The organism is Streptococcus humanilactis, from assembly GCF_019448275.1.
GTDB lineage: Bacteria > Bacillota > Bacilli > Lactobacillales > Streptococcaceae > Streptococcus > Streptococcus humanilactis.
Genome location: NZ_JAHXBZ010000007.1, coordinates 87,981 through 106,190, shown reverse-complemented (window position 1 = coordinate 106,190; position 18,210 = coordinate 87,981). Strand labels below are relative to the sequence as shown.

Annotated in this window: 18 protein-coding genes and 2 tRNA genes; 3 read left to right on the top strand and 17 right to left on the bottom strand. The window is 35.2% G+C overall.

Features of this window, described 5'->3' with window-relative positions; all coding sequences use genetic code 11:
• Positions 1–7: 7 nt before the first annotated feature.
• The 17 genes from KV696_RS09020 to htrA form a co-directional block, all read right to left on the bottom strand.
• Positions 8–79, bottom strand: a tRNA-Glu gene (locus tag KV696_RS09020).
• A 91-nt stretch (positions 80–170) separates the two neighbouring features.
• On the bottom strand, positions 171–650 hold the full coding sequence (locus KV696_RS09015) for a sigma-70 family RNA polymerase sigma factor (RefSeq protein WP_219967482.1): 480 nt from the start codon (positions 648–650) through the stop codon (positions 171–173).
• Positions 651–770: 120 nt separating this feature from the next.
• Positions 771–2,729 carry an ATP-dependent zinc metalloprotease FtsH gene (gene ftsH / locus KV696_RS09010; protein WP_219967481.1) on the bottom strand — a complete coding sequence of 653 codons (1,959 nt, stop codon included), beginning with the start codon at positions 2,727–2,729 and terminating at the stop codon, positions 771–773.
• 15 nt (positions 2,730–2,744) lie between these two features.
• Positions 2,745–3,287: a hypoxanthine phosphoribosyltransferase gene (gene hpt / locus KV696_RS09005; RefSeq protein ID WP_000892178.1), complete on the bottom strand. Its 543-nt coding sequence runs from the start codon at positions 3,285–3,287 to the stop codon at positions 2,745–2,747.
• A 4-nt stretch (positions 3,288–3,291) separates the two neighbouring features.
• Entirely contained in the window at positions 3,292–4,569 is a 1,278-nt protein-coding gene (gene tilS / locus KV696_RS09000) for a tRNA lysidine(34) synthetase TilS (RefSeq protein WP_219967480.1), read from the bottom strand.
• On the bottom strand, positions 4,566–5,834 hold the full coding sequence (locus tag KV696_RS08995) for a serine hydrolase (protein WP_219967479.1): 1,269 nt from the start codon (positions 5,832–5,834) through the stop codon (positions 4,566–4,568). The genes tilS and KV696_RS08995 overlap by 4 nt, the downstream gene beginning before the upstream one ends.
• The gene (locus KV696_RS10150) at positions 5,827–5,949 is read right to left on the bottom strand and encodes an SP_0009 family protein (protein ID WP_000429334.1); all 123 of its coding nucleotides are present in this window, start codon (positions 5,947–5,949) and stop codon (positions 5,827–5,829) included. Before KV696_RS10150 ends, KV696_RS08995 begins: the two co-directional genes overlap by 8 nt.
• Before the next feature lie 4 nt (positions 5,950–5,953).
• A complete protein-coding gene (locus KV696_RS08990; protein WP_219967478.1) occupies positions 5,954–6,322 on the bottom strand; it encodes a septum formation initiator family protein in 369 nt (122 codons plus the stop codon).
• Complete coding sequence (locus KV696_RS08985) at positions 6,315–6,581, bottom strand: RNA-binding S4 domain-containing protein (RefSeq protein WP_001234978.1); 267 nt, start codon at positions 6,579–6,581, stop codon at positions 6,315–6,317. Before KV696_RS08985 ends, KV696_RS08990 begins: the two co-directional genes overlap by 8 nt.
• A gap of 57 nt (positions 6,582–6,638) precedes the next feature.
• On the bottom strand, positions 6,639–10,142 hold the full coding sequence (mfd, locus tag KV696_RS08980) for a transcription-repair coupling factor (RefSeq protein ID WP_219967477.1): 3,504 nt from the start codon (positions 10,140–10,142) through the stop codon (positions 6,639–6,641).
• Complete coding sequence (gene pth, locus KV696_RS08975; RefSeq protein WP_219967476.1) at positions 10,143–10,712, bottom strand: aminoacyl-tRNA hydrolase; 570 nt, start codon at positions 10,710–10,712, stop codon at positions 10,143–10,145.
• Between the two features lie 72 nt (positions 10,713–10,784).
• Positions 10,785–11,900, bottom strand: a complete 1,116-nt coding sequence (ychF, locus tag KV696_RS08970) for a redox-regulated ATPase YchF (protein ID WP_001218698.1) — start codon at positions 11,898–11,900, stop codon at positions 10,785–10,787.
• An 84-nt stretch (positions 11,901–11,984) separates the two neighbouring features.
• On the bottom strand, positions 11,985–12,179 hold the full coding sequence (locus KV696_RS08965; protein ID WP_000285186.1) for a DUF951 domain-containing protein: 195 nt from the start codon (positions 12,177–12,179) through the stop codon (positions 11,985–11,987).
• A 73-nt stretch (positions 12,180–12,252) separates the two neighbouring features.
• Positions 12,253–13,389: a DNA polymerase III subunit beta gene (gene dnaN, locus KV696_RS08960; RefSeq protein ID WP_219967475.1), complete on the bottom strand. Its 1,137-nt coding sequence runs from the start codon at positions 13,387–13,389 to the stop codon at positions 12,253–12,255.
• A gap of 158 nt (positions 13,390–13,547) precedes the next feature.
• Entirely contained in the window at positions 13,548–14,909 is a 1,362-nt protein-coding gene (gene dnaA / locus KV696_RS08955; RefSeq protein WP_219967474.1) for a chromosomal replication initiator protein DnaA, read from the bottom strand.
• Between the two features lie 217 nt (positions 14,910–15,126).
• Positions 15,127–15,885: a ParB/RepB/Spo0J family partition protein gene (locus KV696_RS08950; RefSeq protein ID WP_219967473.1), complete on the bottom strand. Its 759-nt coding sequence runs from the start codon at positions 15,883–15,885 to the stop codon at positions 15,127–15,129.
• 57 nt (positions 15,886–15,942) lie between these two features.
• On the bottom strand, positions 15,943–17,124 hold the full coding sequence (gene htrA, locus KV696_RS08945) for a serine protease HtrA (RefSeq protein ID WP_219967472.1): 1,182 nt from the start codon (positions 17,122–17,124) through the stop codon (positions 15,943–15,945).
• Between the two features lie 183 nt (positions 17,125–17,307).
• Here htrA and rlmH point away from each other — a divergent pair, with 183 nt between their 5' ends.
• The 3 genes from rlmH (at position 17,308) to comC (ending at position 18,195) form a co-directional block, all read left to right on the top strand.
• A complete protein-coding gene (gene rlmH / locus KV696_RS08940) occupies positions 17,308–17,787 on the top strand; it encodes a 23S rRNA (pseudouridine(1915)-N(3))-methyltransferase RlmH (protein ID WP_219967471.1) in 480 nt (159 codons plus the stop codon).
• 43 nt (positions 17,788–17,830) lie between these two features.
• Positions 17,831–17,904: transfer RNA gene (locus tag KV696_RS08935), tRNA-Arg, on the top strand.
• Positions 17,905–18,069: 165 nt separating this feature from the next.
• On the top strand, positions 18,070–18,195 hold the full coding sequence (comC, locus tag KV696_RS08930; RefSeq protein ID WP_101786261.1) for a competence-stimulating peptide ComC: 126 nt from the start codon (positions 18,070–18,072) through the stop codon (positions 18,193–18,195).
• Positions 18,196–18,210 lie beyond the last annotated feature (15 nt).

The following is an 18,210-nucleotide window of genomic DNA, read 5'->3' as shown; positions in this document are numbered from 1 at the left end:
CATACCATAGTCCGTACGGGATTCGAACCCGTGTTACCGCCGTGAAAAGGCGGTGTCTTAACCCCTTGACCAACGGACCAGAGTTGTTATTTTCAACTCTTACTATTATACCGGCTTTTTATTTTTTGTCAACACTTTTTTTAACTTTTTTTACTTTTTTGCATGAATTCCTAATGAGTACGGATATCAAACTCTTTAAACACAATACGTAAGTCTCTTAACACTCTTTGACGCCCTCGGAAACGTTCATTTCTTAAGACGCATTCTAACTCTTCTTGTTGCTCTTTAGTTTGTTTGTTTCTATAATCTCTTAGTGTTTCATGAAAGAGATAATAGTCATCTAGCCACAGACCTCCCTCACTTATACGATGACTTATCTCACCCACTTCTTCATAAAGCTCTTTATTATATCTCCGTTTTTGACTTTCTTGTTTACGGAGATAATCTAGAATTCGATTCCGGAATTTTGTTTTGAAGTATTTACGTAAGCGAGGAATATCTTCTACTAGCCCTTCTTCGCTACTAATCAATTCATGTAGGCAAATCATTCCCTCTTGGTCCCAGTCCGATAACTCCCACAAATGAAGGTAATATTCATTTCTACTCTTATATACAATTCCCTGGACTTCTTTATACAATTCTTTAATCATTCTTTTCCCCTTTCTAGATACAGTCTAACAGATTCAGATACACTTTTGGCACATTTCATCCATTCTGTTCCCTTTAGCTCCTCAACTGCACAAAAAAGAGAGGACAAGCCTCTCTCAGGGTTATTTCTCGTCATTCATTTTTGACTTTATTTCATCATAGGATAGTGCATGTGATTCCTCTTCTACTGTTTCAGGCATCTTTCCGGTTTCATAAAGAGATTTAATTTGTGTACTATCCAATGTTTCGTATTTCAATAATGCTTCTGCAATCAACTTGTGAGTTTCACGATTTGATTGGATGATTTCAGCAGCTTTATTTCGTGCTTCATTTAATAATGAACGAACCTCTTCGTCAATTTCATAAGCTGTTTGTTCTGAAATTGATTTTTGAGGACTCTGTGCACCAAACATAGCATGGTTTCCTTCATATTGTACTGGGCCAAGTTTTTCACTCATGCCGTACTCTGTAACCATTGCACGCGCCATTTGTGTCGCTTGTTCAAAGTCGTTTGAGGCTCCTGTAGTTTGGACATTAAAGATAATTTCTTCAGCTACACGTCCACCCATTAAGCCAGCCAATTGCTCTTTCATATCTTCTTTAGAAAGAAGCATTTGGTCTTCCTTAGGAAGTGCAATCATATATCCGCCGGCACGTCCACGTGGTACGATGGTAACTTTATGAACAACACGAGCATTCGACAAAACTAGACCAACAATGGTATGTCCTGCCTCATGGTAGGCAACCAATTCACGTTCTTTTTGTGAAACTGTCTTATCTTTCTTAGAAGGTCCAGCAATAACTCTATCTTCTGCTTCATCAATATCTGAAGCATCAATTACCGATTTATTGCGACGAGCAGCAACTAAAGCTGCTTCATTCAAGACATTCTCTAAATCAGCACCAACAAAGCCTGGAGTTTGTTGAGCGACTAGTTTCAAATCTACATCTTCTGCTAAAGGCTTGTTCTTAGCATGAACTTTCAAGATTGCTTCGCGACCTTTAACATCAGGACGGCCAACCAATACTTTTCTATCAAAACGTCCTGGACGGAGAAGGGCAGGGTCTAGTACATCTGAACGGTTTGTCGCAGCGATGACGATAATCCCTTCATTTCCCTCAAAACCATCCATCTCAATCAAGAGTTGGTTCAATGTTTGTTCACGTTCGTCATTTCCTCCGCCAAGACCAACTCCACGTTGACGTCCAACAGCATCAATTTCATCGATAAAGATAATAGCTGGTGCTGCTTTTTTGGCATCTTCAAAAAGAGAACGAACACGACTAGCTCCAACTCCGACAAACATTTCTACAAAGTCAGAACCTGAGATACTAAAGAATGGAACACCTGCTTCTCCAGCGACTGCCTTAGCAAGTAACGTCTTACCTGTTCCCGGAGGTCCCTCTAGAAGGACACCTGCTGGAATACGGGCTCCAAGTTTTGTAAATCGTTTTGGATCTTTTAAGAATTCTACAACTTCAACTAGTTCTTGTTTTTCTTCCTCAGCTCCAGCAACATCTGAAAATCTTACTTTAATATCTTCTTTATTTGCGGCTTTAGCCTTACTACGTCCAAAACTCATTGGGTTACGGCTATTATTTCCTCCCATATTTCCCATCATAGAGAATAGGAAGAAGAATAGAATACCGAATGGCACAATGGATACAAGAATATTAATCCACATACCACTTGAACTTTCATGCTTAACAGTTACTTCCGCCTTATGGTCAGAAGCAAGTTTTTGCAATTCTGATACTGTAGTATCTGAAGGAAGAATAATACTTGAAAATTTCTCTACTGTTGTAGCAGAAGGAGAAAAGAACTGGATACCTGTTTCTTCTTTACTTGTTTTAGGATTTTTATAAACACCTGAAACTTCGATAACACTGCCATTTGGTTGGTAAGTCAATTCTTTTACATTGTCATCGGTAATTTCTTTTACCAATTCTGTATAATTAATTTGCTCACTTTTCCCTGCAACACTACCTGTACTAAAATACTGGTAAGCTGTAACTAGGAAAAAAATAAGTAATAACCATAGAAAAGGATTTTTAATTAAACCATTATTTTGTTTTTTCATTAAAAATTGTTCTTTCTAATTTGAATATACTTCTTCTTTCAATACTCCAACATAAGGAAGGTTACGATAGTTTTCTTTGTAGTCTAAACCATAACCTACTACAAACTCATTTGGGATAGTAAAGCAGGTATAGTCTGCCTCAATTTCTACAACACGTCCTTCTGGTTTATCCAACAAGGTTGCAATTTTAACAGAAGCAGCCTCTCTTGCTTTAAACATATCTCTTAAACTCTTCAAAGTTTGACCTGTATCAATGATATCTTCTACAAACAGAACATGTCTTCCTTTGATATCTTGAGTCACATCTTGCTTGATATTAATGACACCACTACTTGCTGTTCCACCATGGTAGCTAGAAACCATCATGAAGTCCATTTCAATATGTGTATCAATATGTTTAACCAATTCAGCCATAAAAGGAATAGATCCTTTTAAAATCCCAACTAAAATTGGATTTTTTCCTGCATAGTCTTTAGTGAGTTGAGCACCTAATTTTTTAGCAGCTTCTGTAATTTCATCGTGTGAAACGAGGATTTTTTTAATATCGTTTTCTAACATTTTTTTACCTATCTATTTTTTCTATATAAAGTACAGTGTTCATTATATCATTTTTCGTGTTTTTACTCAAATTACTGGTCGCAATTCCCAAAATTGAGACAATTTCACCAAATTGCTCAATAATCAGAGCAGATTTTCGCTTTTCCATAGGGATTTTCAAATCAATAAATAGACGTCTGAGTTTTTTTCTATGCCCATTTTGAATCAAAAAATCTCCTGTTTTTCGATGACGAATGTGTATGGATGTTTCGCGTGAAACAGGTACCTGCTGAATTAATTCACCTTCTAAAGGAAGTCCAAAGGAAAATAAATAACCTTGGTAAGATACCTTATTTTGATAGTGTAACACAAGTTCATCTTCCTTTTCATCAGACTGAGGACTGATTTTACAAATCCGAAACTGTTGATACTCTTTTACTAATTCATAACCATTTTTAAGCGGATGACGATACTGGCTTTTAGTTTTTAAAATTTGTCTAACTTCTTCAAACTGAGCTTTTGTAAGATTCAAATCTGGAAAACGATTCAGATAAGTTTGAAGTAAAACTCTTTGTGTCGACTCAGAGTAAGACAATAGCTGATCTAAATTTTCTACATCAATATTCTTTGATAATTCAGCTATAGCTAAGTCATAATCTAAAATTTCATTGCCGATGCTTAAGATCGCATCTCTAAATCTAGGATTTTCTTTTTCTAATTCTGGTAAGTATGAGTTTCGAATACGATTGCGAAAATAATGATTTTCCTGATTTGATATATCTTCAAAGTGAAAAATTGGAGGAAAGTCTTTTTTCTGAAAATGCAAGAAGGGACGAATGATTTCTATCTTTCCTACTACTTGCTTCTCCTTAATTCCTGATAGATATCTCAAACGAGTACCTCGAATCAATCGCATAAAAATCGTTTCCACCTGGTCATCCGCATGGTGGGCAGTGACTAAGGCTGTCGCACCTGTCTTTTTCATGACCTCTTGAAAAAAATCATAGCGAAAATTTCGTGCACGCGCTTCTGAAAATTCTCCTGAAAAATTGCTGATATAAATAGGAAGCTCTGCTTCAGCAGCCAACTTCCTTAATTCCTGTTCTTCCCAATCTGATTCTACTCTCTGCTTATGATTCACATGAGCTAGAATCAATTCAATTTCTAACTCTTTTTTATACGTAGATAATAACTTAAATAGAAACATAGAATCTAATCCACCAGAAAGAGCTAGCACCACCTTAGCATGCTTTTTGAAATATCCCTTCTTGAGAAAATGATTTAAAAAATCTTGTTCCCTCATTTTAGAACCTCATAAACATCCTTGGCTATCTTAGAAATCGTATCATAATCAGAATTTTTAGTGAAAATAGAAAGAATAAATGGAGAATCTGCATAGACAACACCAGTATCATGCTTAAATTCATCCGCATCTCCAATTTTATGAGCTACTTTAACAGAAACACCTTTGGCAATTCTCTCATTATCAAAATCTGTTTTAGTCAAAGACTCTAGCACAAATCCATTTTGATTATAAATAGCTTCCATGGCCTTCCCAGCCATCTTAGAAGAAATCAATTTTTCTTTTGAATCCCAATCATCTCCCATAATAGCAGACATCTTGGATTTAAATGTGGCATCAGATTGGTTTGAAATGTAATATCCCAATAGATTATGAGCTACATTGTCCGATTCTTTAGATACTTTCGTTATTAAGTCCTTGAGAGAATACTCTTTATTATCCTCTTTTTTAGGGAGGCTACCACTTCCCTCTGGTTTATAAGAACCTGGAAAATCATTGACTGCAGATACGTATTTTACAGTCGTGTCTAACTGATAAATCCCCTCATTTATTTTTTCTTGCGTATAATAAAGATAAGGGAGTTTCAAAACACTAGCTGCATACATCTTTTCATCTTGATTGATACCAGCTTCTTTTCCAGTAGTCAGTTGCTTAACATAAATAGAAAATGAATCCTTCTGATATTTTTCCGATAACATTTCTTGGACTTTACTCATCCGATTATCTTCTTCAGAAGTTGATTCTTTAGCTACCCATCCAGTCTGATCAATATGTAGAAATTCTCTTCCTTCTACAAACATGGTCTTATCGATTGATACCTGAGAATAAGCTGATAAGGATGATTTCACTTCTTTTAAGTCATAAGGACTATTGTACAGTTTAAAATCAAATTCTAACCATACTTTTTTTATTGTTGGAGTTATCTCTGATTGATCATATAAAAATCGTTTGTCCGCAGCAATAAATTGATGGTTGGATAACTTAAATACTGGAATTCCCTGTTTATTTAAGCGCCACTCGGTTATTTGGAAACTTGTTTGGGGAGTCAATTTTCCAGATTCCACTACTAAATCTTCATTCGCATAAACAGGAACCTCTCCATAAACCATGGGAGAGCTTAATTTTTCTCTAAAATAAATACCAAAGTCAGATTGTGAAAGGTAATAAATTTCTTTCGAAGTATAGACAACTTCTTTTTCTGTGCTAACGACTTTTGAAACTGTCAAAAAACTTGGTAGCAACAAAATAATTAAGAACTTACGCATTCTTCCTTTCCTTTTCTTCTTGTAAACGCAATAATTGATTTTTATCAGCCAACTCTTCCAGCTTTTCATCCGATAGACTCAAAAATTGCTCTATTACATCTAATAAATTTTCCATTTTATCACCTTGGGAGCAAGTCAGGAATCGTATAAACAGCTTCCCGATTCTTAGAATAATAATATTTTGCACGCATGTATTTAGCAGCGTAATCTTCATCTTTCAACTTTGTAGCAAAAGCTGTCTCTTTCTCCTTTTCCTCACTCAAGGTTTGATACTGAGTTTGTAAGTCTGATAACTGTTGACGTCTTTGGAGTAATTGGTGATAACTTTGAGCAAGATTATAAGTTGGTAAAATGAACAATAAAATCATCAAAATAAGAACCCAACCCATGAAACGATTCCGTTTTTGTCGTTCTTTCATCAGATAGAGACGACGTTGGTGTTCATTTTGAATAAAAGAATTATTCAATTGTACAATATTTTTAGACATTTTCTTCTACCCGTGTTTCACTGATAATTTCATACATGCCTGCTGCATCTTCTTTTTTTGTACTATCTTTCATCTCCAGTACTTTTACAAGTAGCAACTTATTGCCAAAGCGAATTTCAACTTGGTCATTAACTTTCAAATCCGTTGAACTTTTGGCCAAGATTCCATTTACCTTGATTCTACCTTTATCTGCTACTTCTTTTGCGACTGTACGACGCTTGATAATTCTTGATACTTTTAAATATTTGTCTAGTCTCATTTTTATTACCTCAAATTATTATTGTACCATTTTTATCCCTTTTATAGAAGAAAAATGTTAAATGGAAATTGCTTCCTTTGATTCTTTTATCTCTAATAAACTTTCTCCAAAAATGAGCAGATCTTCTAAAATTTCATAGTCCTTCTTGTTTCGGATATCAAATACAACTTCCATTAATCCCTTATTCTCAGCTATGGCTGCTTTTAGGTTTGTTGCGGATAAAGCTTTAAAATAATCTTGAGCCAAAAACAATCGCTGAGTGACTTTTTCAAATTGTACTGTAATCTTATTATCTTTTCTTTCAACACGTTGAACAAAGACCTTGTCAAGATAAGACTTAACCAAACTAATCTCTAAAAGATAGGCTACCACGTCTGGGTACTCTCCAAAGCGGTCCATCAACTCTTCTTGTAACTCTTCATAGTTGGCACGGTTGTCAATTTGACGAATTTTCTTGTAAATTTCAATCTTATGTCGTTGATCAGAAATATAGGTATCAGGAAGATAGGCATCAATTTGTAAAATCAACTCAGCATTCCCTTTGGTTCTTGTGTTCCCATTACCATGTCGTTTAGCAATAGCTTCCTCCAATAACTGCGAATACAATTCAAAACCAACAGAATCAATGAAACCAGACTGGGATTTCCCTAAAAGATTTCCTGCTCCACGAATCGAAAGATCTCGCATTGCAATCTTAAATCCAGAGCCCAATTCTGTAAATCCTTTAATCGCTTCTAATCTCTTCTCGGAGACTTCACTGATTGATTTTTCTGGACGATACATGAGATAGGCATAAGCAATACGATTACTACGACCGACTCTTCCTCTTAACTGATACAAGGTTGACAAGCCCATATGGTCCGCATTTTCAATAAATAAAGTATTGGCATTTGGAATGTCCACCCCTGTCTCAATAATGGTAGTTGTCACCAAAATATCATACTGACCTTCAATGAAATCCAGTAGAGTATTTTCTAACTGAATCTCACTCATTTGCCCATGAACATAACCAATCAAAGCCTCTGGAATCAACTCCTGTAATTCGGAAACCTTCTGATCAATCGTGTCAACTTTATTGTAAAGATAGTAAACTTGACCTCCACGCTCCATTTCACGCAAGACAGCATCACGAATCACACTATCATTCTTTTCCAAAACATAGGTTTGCACTGGATAACGATTAGTCGGCGGAGTTTCAATAACAGATAAATCTCTGATTCCCAGCATAGACATGTGAAGGGTACGAGGAATTGGCGTTGCTGTCAAGGTCAGGACATCTACTTGTTTTTTCAGTTCTTTCAAGGTTTCCTTATGCTTGACACCAAATCGCTGTTCCTCATCAATAATCATCAATCCTAAATCAGCAAACACAACATCTTTTGACAAAACACGATGGGTTCCAATCAAAATATCAACTTGACCGTTTTTCAATTTTTCAAGTGTTTCAGTCTGCTCTTTTTTACTTCTAAAGCGACTCAACACATCAATATTAACTGCAAAATTTTGGAATCGTTCCTTAAAATTGGTATAGTGCTGTTGCGCTAAAACCGTCGTCGGAACTAAGACGACAACCTGTTTGTGATCATTGACTGCCTTAAAGGCTGCACGCATTGCAACTTCAGTCTTCCCAAAGCCAACATCCCCAACTAAAAGTCGATCCATTGGTTGAGAATCCTGCATATCCCTCTTGATTTCCTCAATACTACGAAGTTGATCATCCGTTTCAACATAAGGAAATGCATCATCAAAAGAATGTTGATCTTCATCATCAGCTGAAAAAGCAAAACCCTTCAACTGACTACGCTCAGAATAAAGTTTGATTAAATCGTCAGCTATATCCTCTACCTGGTTCTTAACTTTTTGCTTTGCTTTTTTGAAATGACCATCATTTAATTTATTGAGTTTAGGTGCTTTACCATCACTTGAAACGTATTTGGAAAGTAGATGAATCTGTTCCACTGGGATAGAGATTTGATCACCGTTTTGGTATTGAACACTGACATAATCACGGTGAATCCCTTTGATTTCAATTGTTTCAATCCCTAGATATTGACCAATTCCATGGATATGGTGAACAACGTAGTCCCCTTTCTCAAGTTCATTATAATCTTTTAAGCGCTCTGCATTCGAAACATGTTGTCTTCGAAAACGACGTTTTAATTTCTTTTGAAAAATCTCATGTTCAGTAATCACCAGAATCTTTTCATCTACAAAATGAAAACCATGTCTGAGATTGCCCTCGATTAAGTTTACAGATTCTTGACAGATTCTTGACTTATCTATAGAATCCAATTTAATCTGGTATTCCTCTAAAATATCCTCCAATGTTTTACTTCCCATTGAATTGCTAGACTGCAAGATAATAGTGTAGTCCATTTTTTTATATCGTTCAATTTCTTCTTTTAGAAAAGAAAATTGATTGAAAAATTCCTGCATGGGATATTGATTGAATTGATAAACCTGGTCAAATTTGAGATTTCCTAACCCCTTTTGCAGATTAGAAAAAAAGGTCACTGGGCTTTGTTTTTTATAGATTTGCTCAGTATCAGCAAAATACTGCATCTCAGAAAATGCTTTACTATTCTGTAACTCTTCTGTAAAGTATTGCGCTAATTCTCTTTCAAAGACTTCATACTGATTCATCAATTTCTGATAATCATCAAAGAATATGGGCGTATCTTTTTCAATATAATCAAAGACAGTCCATGATTTCTCATAACACAAAGATAAAAATTTCCGAGAATCTAAATGCATTTGTTTTTGATGAAAACTTGAAAGAATTTCTTCTAGGTAGGATTTCAGAATCGGCGATAGAGTTTTTGAAATTTGTTTTTCTAAAGCTGACTGTCCTCGCTGATAATCCTTTTCTCTCAAAAGTATGTCGCTAGCTGGAAAGATGGTGAGTTCTGTCTGATTTTCTTTCGATAATTGTGTTTCGACTTCAAAAGTACGAATTCCATCTACTTCATCACCAAAAAACTCAATTCGGCAAGGTTCTAACTGGGATATTTCAAAAATATCTAAAATATCTCCTCGAAGACTAAATTCTCCTTGAGTTTGTACTTGTGTAACCTTTCGATAGCCGATTTCTTTTAACTGATGGATAAGTGCGTTTTGATCATATTCTTCACCAACTGATATGTTTACAATACTATCTTTAAATACAGTTGGAGAAGGTAAAAACAATCGACTTGCTGCAATATTACAAACTAAGATCCCTTTCCTAGACGGATCAGTCAAAAAACGCAAGGCTTCAACCCGTGAGATGATTTTTTCTTGTGAAGACATCAAAAACTCGACCATAGGGGAATCATCTACCAAAAATGGATAGACAAATTCCTCACCTAAGATAGAAATAAGATCACTAATAAGCCCTTCTGCTTCTCCATAAGTTGATGTCAATAAAACAATCTTATCTTCTTTCTTTAAACTACTAGCGATTGCTAAAGCTTTTGTAGAAGTTGACAAACCTAACATTAATTGTCTTTTTTTACATGTCAGATTTTGATGCCATTTTTGGATCTGATCATTTTCTGAGAATAAATCTAATAAGGTCGCCATTTATCCGTTATACCTCTGCATCGTTTTCTCAAAGTTTTTCTCTTGTAAATAGTAGTTTACAGAATCGTCAACTTTGTCAATAGACTGTAAAATACCAATATAATCATCCTTGTCAAACTTACTCAAAACATGGTTAACAACTGACATGCCATTTTTAGGTCTTCCGATTCCAATCTTAACACGATTAAATGTCTGAGTCCCTATATGTTGAATAATAGACTTGATACCATTATGACCACCTGCGGACCCCTTTGCTCTTAAACGAATCTTTCCAACTTCCATGTCAAGATCATCGTAAATGATGAGTAAATCTTCAATATCCAAACCATAGTAAGTCAATAAAGCATGAACAGCTTTCCCACTTTCATTCATAAAGGTCGTTGGTTTGACAAGATAAATTTTTTCTCCATTTATGAAAAAAGATGCTAGGTCAGCTTGAAATATCTTATCGTGTGTAAAAGTGAGATTCTGTTTCTTCGCTAGTTGGTCAATCAACATAAAACCAACATTGTGTTTTGTTTCAAAATATTTATCTCCTGGATTTCCCAAGCCTACAAGTAATTTTGTCATTTATTTTTCCTTTCAAAAGCCAAAAGGGTTGGAATTTTTTTCCAACCTAATTGATACTATTCATTAAATTTTTTAGACATTAAAGCGGAATTCCATGATATCACCGTCTTGGACGATATATTCTTTACCTTCTTCACGCAAACGTCCAGCTTCTTTTACGGCCTTTTCAGATCCATATTTCACCAAATCATCATATGACATAGTTACTGCACGAATAAAGCCTTTTTCAAAGTCTGAGTGGATAATACCAGCTGCTTGAGGAGCCTTCATACCACGTTTGAAGGTCCAAGCGCGAACTTCTTTTTCACCGGCTGTGAAGTAAGTTCCCAGTCCAAGCAAGTGGTAAGCTGCACGGGTCAACTTGTCAACGCCTGATTCTGTCAATCCAAGTGCTTCAAGAAATTCTTGCTTGTCTTCATCGTCTAACTCAGAAATTTCTTCCTCAGCACGAGCAGAAATAACGACTACTTCAGCATTTTCTGTCGCTGCAAATTCACGAATTTGTTTGACATAGTCGATAGAATCTGGATCTGAAACTACATCCTCATCTACATTAGCAACATAAAGAACTGGTTTAGTTGTCAAAAGGAAGAGACCTTTGACTACTTTTTGTTCTTCATCTGTAAATTCGATGGTACGAGCTGATTTTCCATCTTCAAGAACTGGTTTAATCTTTTGAAGAACATTAAATTCTGCTACTGATTCTTTATCTTTTTGCGTACGTGCCATCTTTTCTACACGCGCATAGCGTTTATTGACTGATTCTAAGTCAGCAAGAATCAATTCCAGATTAATTGTATCAATATCTGCAAGTGGATCTACAAAGGCGTCTTCACGTCCTTGCTCACGCATCACATTTTCATCATCAAAAGCACGAACTACGTGAACAATTGCGTCTACTTCACGAATATTGGCCAAAAATTTATTCCCTAGCCCTTCTCCTTTTGAAGCTCCTTTTACAATCCCTGCAATATCTGTAAATTCAAATGTTGTTGGAACAGTCTTTTTAGGTGTGATCATTTCCGTTAGTTTTTGTAGGCGTTCATCTGGAACTTCCACCATTCCAACATTTGGATCAATAGTCGCAAATGGATAGTTTGCAGCCTCTGCTCCTGCTTTTGTAATTGCATTAAATAGTGTTGATTTACCAACGTTTGGCAAACCAACGATACCTGCTGTTAAAGCCATATTTTTTCATTCTCCGTTTTCATTTCAATCCCTAATATTATAACACAAAAAGGGAAAACTTGCTAACCCTCTAACTAAGGCTTCTTAGTCAATAATTTTATTCATTTTTCGATCAAAATCATAGCGTCCCATCATAACAACATGGTCACAATTACTGCATTTGATTTTGATATCTGCCCCTACACGTGTAATTTCCCAACGATTTGCTTTTTTACCAGTTGACTTGATAGTACAAGCATGTGGTTTTTTCATCTCAACAAAATTTCCAACTTGATACATAATACTCTCCTTTTCTTTTTCGATTATATCATAAAAGAGGCGAGCTAGGCTCAACCTCTTTTACTTATTTCACTTAATTTGTACGAACTGGTGTAATGAGCTGCATGAAGTCCTCATCAGTGTCTGCTGGCACAAGAGTAAATGGACGAACAGCTGAGATAAAGCTAATGGTCACCTTTTCGCTATTCAAAGATTTAAGGGAATCAATCAAGTAAGTTGGGTTGAAACTAATAGTCAAATCTTCACCAGTCACCTGATCAGTATCGATTTCTTCGTTTACTTTACCAACTTCTGGAGAGTGAACATGGGCGCTAACAACCCCATCTTTAATTTCAAGTTTCACAGTACCATTTTGAGTCGCACTTGATAAAAGGCGAGCACGTTCCATTGACTGACGTAAGTTTACCACATCAAAAGTAATTGTAGTGTTAAAATCTGTTGGAATCAAGCGATCTGTATCAGGATAGTTACCTTCTAGGAGACGAGTATAGAAGCTAATATTTTCGCTTCTAAAGAGGATTTGGTTATTGGCAAAGAAAATCTCCACAGTTTCAATATCATCTGTAAATACCGCTGAAAATTCGCGTAGAGAACGGCTAGGAATCACGACATCAAAATCATCACTATTTTTCTCAAGCGTTAATTTTTTCTGGCTTAGTCGATGAGAGTCTGTTGCCACTGTTTTTAGCTTCTTGTGTTGACTCAATACAAAATGAACACCTGTTAAAATCGGACGACTCTCTTGTGTACTTGCTGCAAAAGCTGTTTCATTGATAATTTTCTTGAGTAATTTTGTTTCAAGAATTAAAGGAGTGCTTGCTGAAATTTCTTGTATTCGTGGATATTGCTCGCTATCTTTTCCTTTTAGGGTAATTTCTGATTTTCCGCTGGTTAAAACAATTTGATTTTGTTCAATTTCTTTAAAATCAAGAGTAACATCTGGAAGACTAGATACAACATTGATAAAGAAAGAAGCTTCAAGAAGGATTGAACCTAGAGAAGTAATTAACAAACCAGCATCTTCATTTTTTTGAGAAATAAAATTTTCAATTGAAATTTGACCATTTGAACCAATTAAAGTAACCCCTTCATTGGTTACGTCAATTTTGACAGTTGATAAAATAGGAATAGCATTTTTAGAACTAATAGCTCTCTTAGTAGTGTTTAAGGCTTGTAGAAATAAATTTTTATTAATTGAAAAATGAATCATGGATTCTCCTTTATTTATTTTTAGTATTAGAAGGATAATAGTAATAATAGAGTCTGTGAAATCTGTGGAAAACAGACTTTAAACAAGTAATATCAAGTTTTTTGGCTTGTTTAAAAAATGTGGATAAAAAAGATAATAAAGTAAAAGTTTTCCACAAGTTATTTAATTTTCTTTTTGATGGATTCAATTTCTAAACGTAAATTATCGTCTTCATCAATCAAAGATTTAATTTTTGCATGGGCATGAATGACTGTTGTATGATCTTTTCCTCCAAATTCCTTTCCAATTTTTGGAAGACTATTATCTGTTAGTTCTCTAGATAAATACATAGCCACTTGACGGGCTAACACAATATTTTGAAGGCGTCTGCTTCCCTTCATTTCTTTGACACTGACACCATAAAAGTTACCAACTTCATTTTGGATTTTATCAATTGGGATGACGAGCATTTGGCTAACATCTTGTTTGCGAGCTCTAATGGCTTCTGCAGCAATATCAATAGTGATATCCTTGATTTTTTTTACTCGGGCAATTAAAGTGATGTCGTTGATGGCTCCCTCAAGATCTCGAACATTTGAATCAAATTGCCCAGCTAGGTATTCTAGAGTATCACTTTGGAAATTGTAGCCTAAATGTTCCGTTTTACTTTGTAAAATGGCAATACGTGTTTCAAAGTCAGGGGGTGTGATAGTTTGTGTCAATCCCCAACTAAAGCGCGTGACAAGCCTCTCCTCGAGCCCTTCTAGATGTTTTGGACTACGATCACTCGTTAGGACAATCTGTTTTTGCTTGTCATGAAGGGCGTTAAAGGTATTGAAAAATTCTTCCTGAGTTGCGACTTTTTTTCCGCTGAGTGACTGGATATCATCGATTAACAAAAGATCAAGACTGCGGTAGGTCTTTTTAAACTTTTCCATTTCTCCAAGTCTTAGGTGGTCAAGAAAGTCATTAATAAAACTTTCAGCAGGGATATATTTAACACGCGCATTCGGAATATTTTTTAGAATTTCATTTCCAATAGCGTTTAATAAGTGAGTCTTACCAAGCCCAGGTCCTCCATAGATAAAAAGAGGGTTATAGGTCAGAGCCAAATCTTCAGAGACAGCCAAAGCGGCTGATACAGCCCAAACATTTCCATCCCCTTGGATAAAATTATCAAAGGTATACTTCTCTTTTAATCCAGTATCCGAATAAGGAATAGATGCTAACTTTGGACTATAGTCATAAAGAGTTGAATTTGTAGCTTCTTCAACTTGTGAGATAGTCGTATTTTGAGGTTTAGTGAAAGTATAGTGGGGAGTTATTTCAGCATCATAAATTTCAAATCCAGCAACTACAATAATATCTTTTAGTTGTTTTTCCCATACCATTTCCATCTCAGATCGAGGTAAAAATATAGTAGCAACATTTTCTTCTACCTTGATGAGTTCAGCTTGAATAGCATAGAAATCATACATGGATCGAGTCAGTCTTTCTTGCGCAAATTCTAAGATACGATTCCAAAATTGTTTTTCTTTCAATCCGTTCTCCTCCTTTACTACTTGTTTAAAAGTTTAATGCTAGACTTATTTTACCATAGATAGGAAGAATTTTCCACAAGCTGTGAAAAATAATCCACAATGTTATCAAGTTTTATCCACAGGTTGGGGATAAAATCAGAAACTATTGATTTATTAAGTTTTTTATAGAAAAAAAATAGTGGATAACCTTGTGAGATAAAAAAATAAAAGAACAGCCTTATTTCAGGCTGTTGATAATTCTACTGTATTCTTCTTGATTTGAAAAAGAAATAATGATTTTTCCACTGTCTTTTTTAGACAATTTGATTTCTACATCTAATCCAAGTAGTTTTTTTAACTGTTCTTCTTCATTTTGTATGAAATGATCAGTTTTTTGCAGTTTCTTTTGTTTTTTATCTGTCAGAAGAGCTTCTAACTTCCTTACAGAAATGTCTTCTTCTATAATTCGTTGAAAGAAATAGTCTTGTTGTTCCTTATTTAACCCAACTAGCGAACGCGCATGAGCTTGTGATAGTTTGCCATTTTCTACTTCTGAGATAATCTGTTCTGGTAAGGAAAGCAAACGAATGGAGTTACTGATATAAGGACGAGACTTGCCCATTTTATCTGCAATTTCAGCATGGGTAAATCCTTTTTCTACGAGAGATTCATAGGCGCGTGCTTCTTCTATTGGATTCAAATTTTCTCTCTGTAAATTTTCAATGATGGAATGGACCATCATCTCTTGGTCTGAAAGTTGTTTAACAACAGCTGGTATAGACGTCAGACCAGCTAAAAGTGAAGCCCGATAGCGTCTCTCTCCTGCAAGGATTTCATAACCAATAACAGGAGATTGACGAACAATAATCGGTTGAATGACCCCATTTTCTTTGATAGACTGTGCTAGTTCATCTAGTTTTTCTTTATCAAATTCTTTTCGAGGTTGATAAGGATTTTTTTGTATATCCGTGATAGAAATCATTTCAAATTTTTCCATGATTCTACACTAACACATCTTTTCTCTTATGTAAAGCTTTCTTTACATAGATGTCAATTAAGATTCTAAATCACCTGAACTCTTGTCAAGTTTAATAGATGTAGTTTCTTCTTTACCGTTGCGATAGTATGTTATCTTAATGGTGTCTCCGATAGAATGATTGTAAAGAGCACTTTGTAAGTCTGTTGATGAAGCAATATCTTTGTCATCTACTTTGGTAATGACATCGTATTTTTCAAGGTGACCATTGGCAGGCATATTACTTTGTACAGAACGAACAACTACACCAGATGTTACACTGCTTGGAATATTCAGTCTTCTAATATCACTTGTATTAATATTTGAGAGATTGACCATTTGGATGCCCAAAGCTGGACGCGTCACTTTTCCGTTCTTTTCCAACTGTTCAATAATATTGATAGCATCATTTGCAGGGATTGCGAAACCAAGGCCTTCTACAGAGGTTCCTCCATTTGTGGCAATTTTACTTGAGGTAATTCCGATAACCTGTCCTTGAATATTGATTAGTGGGCCACCAGAGTTACCTGGGTTAATAGCAGTATCAGTTTGGATAGCTTTTGTAGAAATAGCTTGTCCATCTTCAGATTTTAAAGATACATTTCGATTAAGACTAGATACGATACCTTGAGTGACAGTATTAGCATATTCAGAACCTAATGGGCTACCGATGGCAATAGCAGTTTCTCCTACGGTTAACTTGCTAGAATCACCAAACTCAGCTACTGTTGTCACTTTTTCTGAAGAGATTTTGACGACAGCAATATCAGAGAAAGTGTCCGCTCCGACAATTTCTCCGGGTACTTTAGTTCCATCTGACAAACGAATATCTACTTTGCTGGCGCCATTTATAACGTGATTATTGGTGACAATATAAGCTTCTTTATCATTCTTTTTATAAATAACCCCAGATCCTTCACTAGAGATTTGCTGAGAATCAGTGTCAGTATCATCATTACCAAATACGCTATTTTGTTTGTTGGCTGAATAAGTGATAACAGAAACAACAGCATCTTTTACTTTGTTAACAGCCTGTGTTGTTGAATTTTCGTTCTTATAGGCAGTCTGTGTAATAGTACTATTGTTGTTAGAGCTACTTACACCACTTTTTTGAGTTAGTTGGTTTATTGAAAAGCTACCCAAGGCTCCACTAATAAAGCTAATGACGATAACGACTAATAATTGAAACCATTTTTTGTAAAATGTTTTTAGATGTTTCATATTTGCCTCCATATGTTTGAAATTACTGAAAGTATAAACTGACTAGCTTAATTATAACTTAAAAACAAAAGTTTTTCACAGATTGTGGATAACTTTCAAAAATCTGTGGTTTTCTCGGTTAAAATTAACCTTTTATTTTGTGAATAAGATGTGAAAAAATAGAGAATATGTTAGAATAGAGTCATGAAAATTAAAGTTGTAACAGTTGGGAAACTGAAAGAAAAGTATTTAAAAGATGGTATCGCGGAGTATTCAAAACGAATTTCTCGATTTGCTAAGCTTGAAATGATTGAGCTAGCAGATGAAAAAACACCAGATAAAGCCAGTGAGTCAGAAAATCAAAAGATTTTAGAAATAGAAGGGCAGAGAATTTTATCAAAAGTTGGTGACCGTGATTTCGTTATTGTGTTGGCTATCGAAGGGAAAATGTTCTCATCAGAAGAATTTAGTAAACAATTAGAAGAAGCTTCTATAAAAGGATTTTCTACTCTTACATTTATTATTGGAGGGAGTCTGGGGTTAGCACAGGATGTAAAAAAGAGAGCTAATCTTTCTGTTAGTTTTGGCCGTTTAACCTTGCCCCATCAGTTAATGAGACTAGTTCTTGTTGAACAAATCTATCGCGCTTTTACGATTCAGCAGGGTTCGCCCTATCATAAATAGAAAATTGACTTTTAATTGAATTTTTGGTAGAATAATGGTGTTAGGTCTCATAGCTCAGCTGGATAGAGCATTCGCCTTCTAAGCGAACGGTCGCAGGTTCGAATCCTGCTGGGATCAATATAGTAGCAAAGCTGGGAATTTTCCCGGCTTTTTTCTTAAAAAAGTACACTTGGGGAGAAAAAAATGACAGTTGAGAGAATTTTATCTAAAATGAAATTCCATTTTGTATAATGGTTTTTGTAAGTTAGCTTACAAAAAAAAAACATTTTAGGAGATTTTATTATGAAAAACACAGTTAAATTGGAACAGTTTGTAGCCTTGAAGGAAAAAGACTTGCAGGAGATTCAAGGTGGGGAAAGTAGAGTTTCAGACCTCATCCTTGATTTTCTTTTCCAACGAAAAAAGTAATGAAATAAGGAGAAA

What these genes read in the sequence shown, in the direction of transcription:
- KV696_RS09015 (WP_219967482.1), bottom strand. Translation starts at nt 650, where the DNA reads ATGATTAAAGAATTGTATAAAGAAGTCCAGGGAATTGTATATAAGAGT.
- ftsH (WP_219967481.1), bottom strand. Translation starts at nt 2,729, where the DNA reads ATGAAAAAACAAAATAATGGTTTAATTAAAAATCCTTTTCTATGGTTA.
- hpt (WP_000892178.1), bottom strand. Translation starts at nt 3,287, where the DNA reads ATGTTAGAAAACGATATTAAAAAAATCCTCGTTTCACACGATGAAATT.
- tilS (WP_219967480.1), bottom strand. Translation starts at nt 4,569, where the DNA reads ATGAGGGAACAAGATTTTTTAAATCATTTTCTCAAGAAGGGATATTTC.
- KV696_RS08995 (WP_219967479.1), bottom strand. Translation starts at nt 5,834, where the DNA reads ATGCGTAAGTTCTTAATTATTTTGTTGCTACCAAGTTTTTTGACAGTT.
- KV696_RS10150 (WP_000429334.1), bottom strand. Translation starts at nt 5,949, where the DNA reads ATGGAAAATTTATTAGATGTAATAGAGCAATTTTTGAGTCTATCGGAT.
- KV696_RS08990 (WP_219967478.1), bottom strand. Translation starts at nt 6,322, where the DNA reads ATGTCTAAAAATATTGTACAATTGAATAATTCTTTTATTCAAAATGAA.
- KV696_RS08985 (WP_001234978.1), bottom strand. Translation starts at nt 6,581, where the DNA reads ATGAGACTAGACAAATATTTAAAAGTATCAAGAATTATCAAGCGTCGT.
- mfd (WP_219967477.1), bottom strand. Translation starts at nt 10,142, where the DNA reads ATGGCGACCTTATTAGATTTATTCTCAGAAAATGATCAGATCCAAAAA.
- pth (WP_219967476.1), bottom strand. Translation starts at nt 10,712, where the DNA reads ATGACAAAATTACTTGTAGGCTTGGGAAATCCAGGAGATAAATATTTT.
- ychF (WP_001218698.1), bottom strand. Translation starts at nt 11,900, where the DNA reads ATGGCTTTAACAGCAGGTATCGTTGGTTTGCCAAACGTTGGTAAATCA.
- KV696_RS08965 (WP_000285186.1), bottom strand. Translation starts at nt 12,179, where the DNA reads ATGTATCAAGTTGGAAATTTTGTTGAGATGAAAAAACCACATGCTTGT.
- dnaN (WP_219967475.1), bottom strand. Translation starts at nt 13,389, where the DNA reads ATGATTCATTTTTCAATTAATAAAAATTTATTTCTACAAGCCTTAAAC.
- KV696_RS08950 (WP_219967473.1), bottom strand. Translation starts at nt 15,885, where the DNA reads ATGGAAAAATTTGAAATGATTTCTATCACGGATATACAAAAAAATCCT.
- htrA (WP_219967472.1), bottom strand. Translation starts at nt 17,124, where the DNA reads ATGAAACATCTAAAAACATTTTACAAAAAATGGTTTCAATTATTAGTC.
- rlmH (WP_219967471.1), top strand. Translation starts at nt 17,308, where the DNA reads ATGAAAATTAAAGTTGTAACAGTTGGGAAACTGAAAGAAAAGTATTTA.
- comC (WP_101786261.1), top strand. Translation starts at nt 18,070, where the DNA reads ATGAAAAACACAGTTAAATTGGAACAGTTTGTAGCCTTGAAGGAAAAA.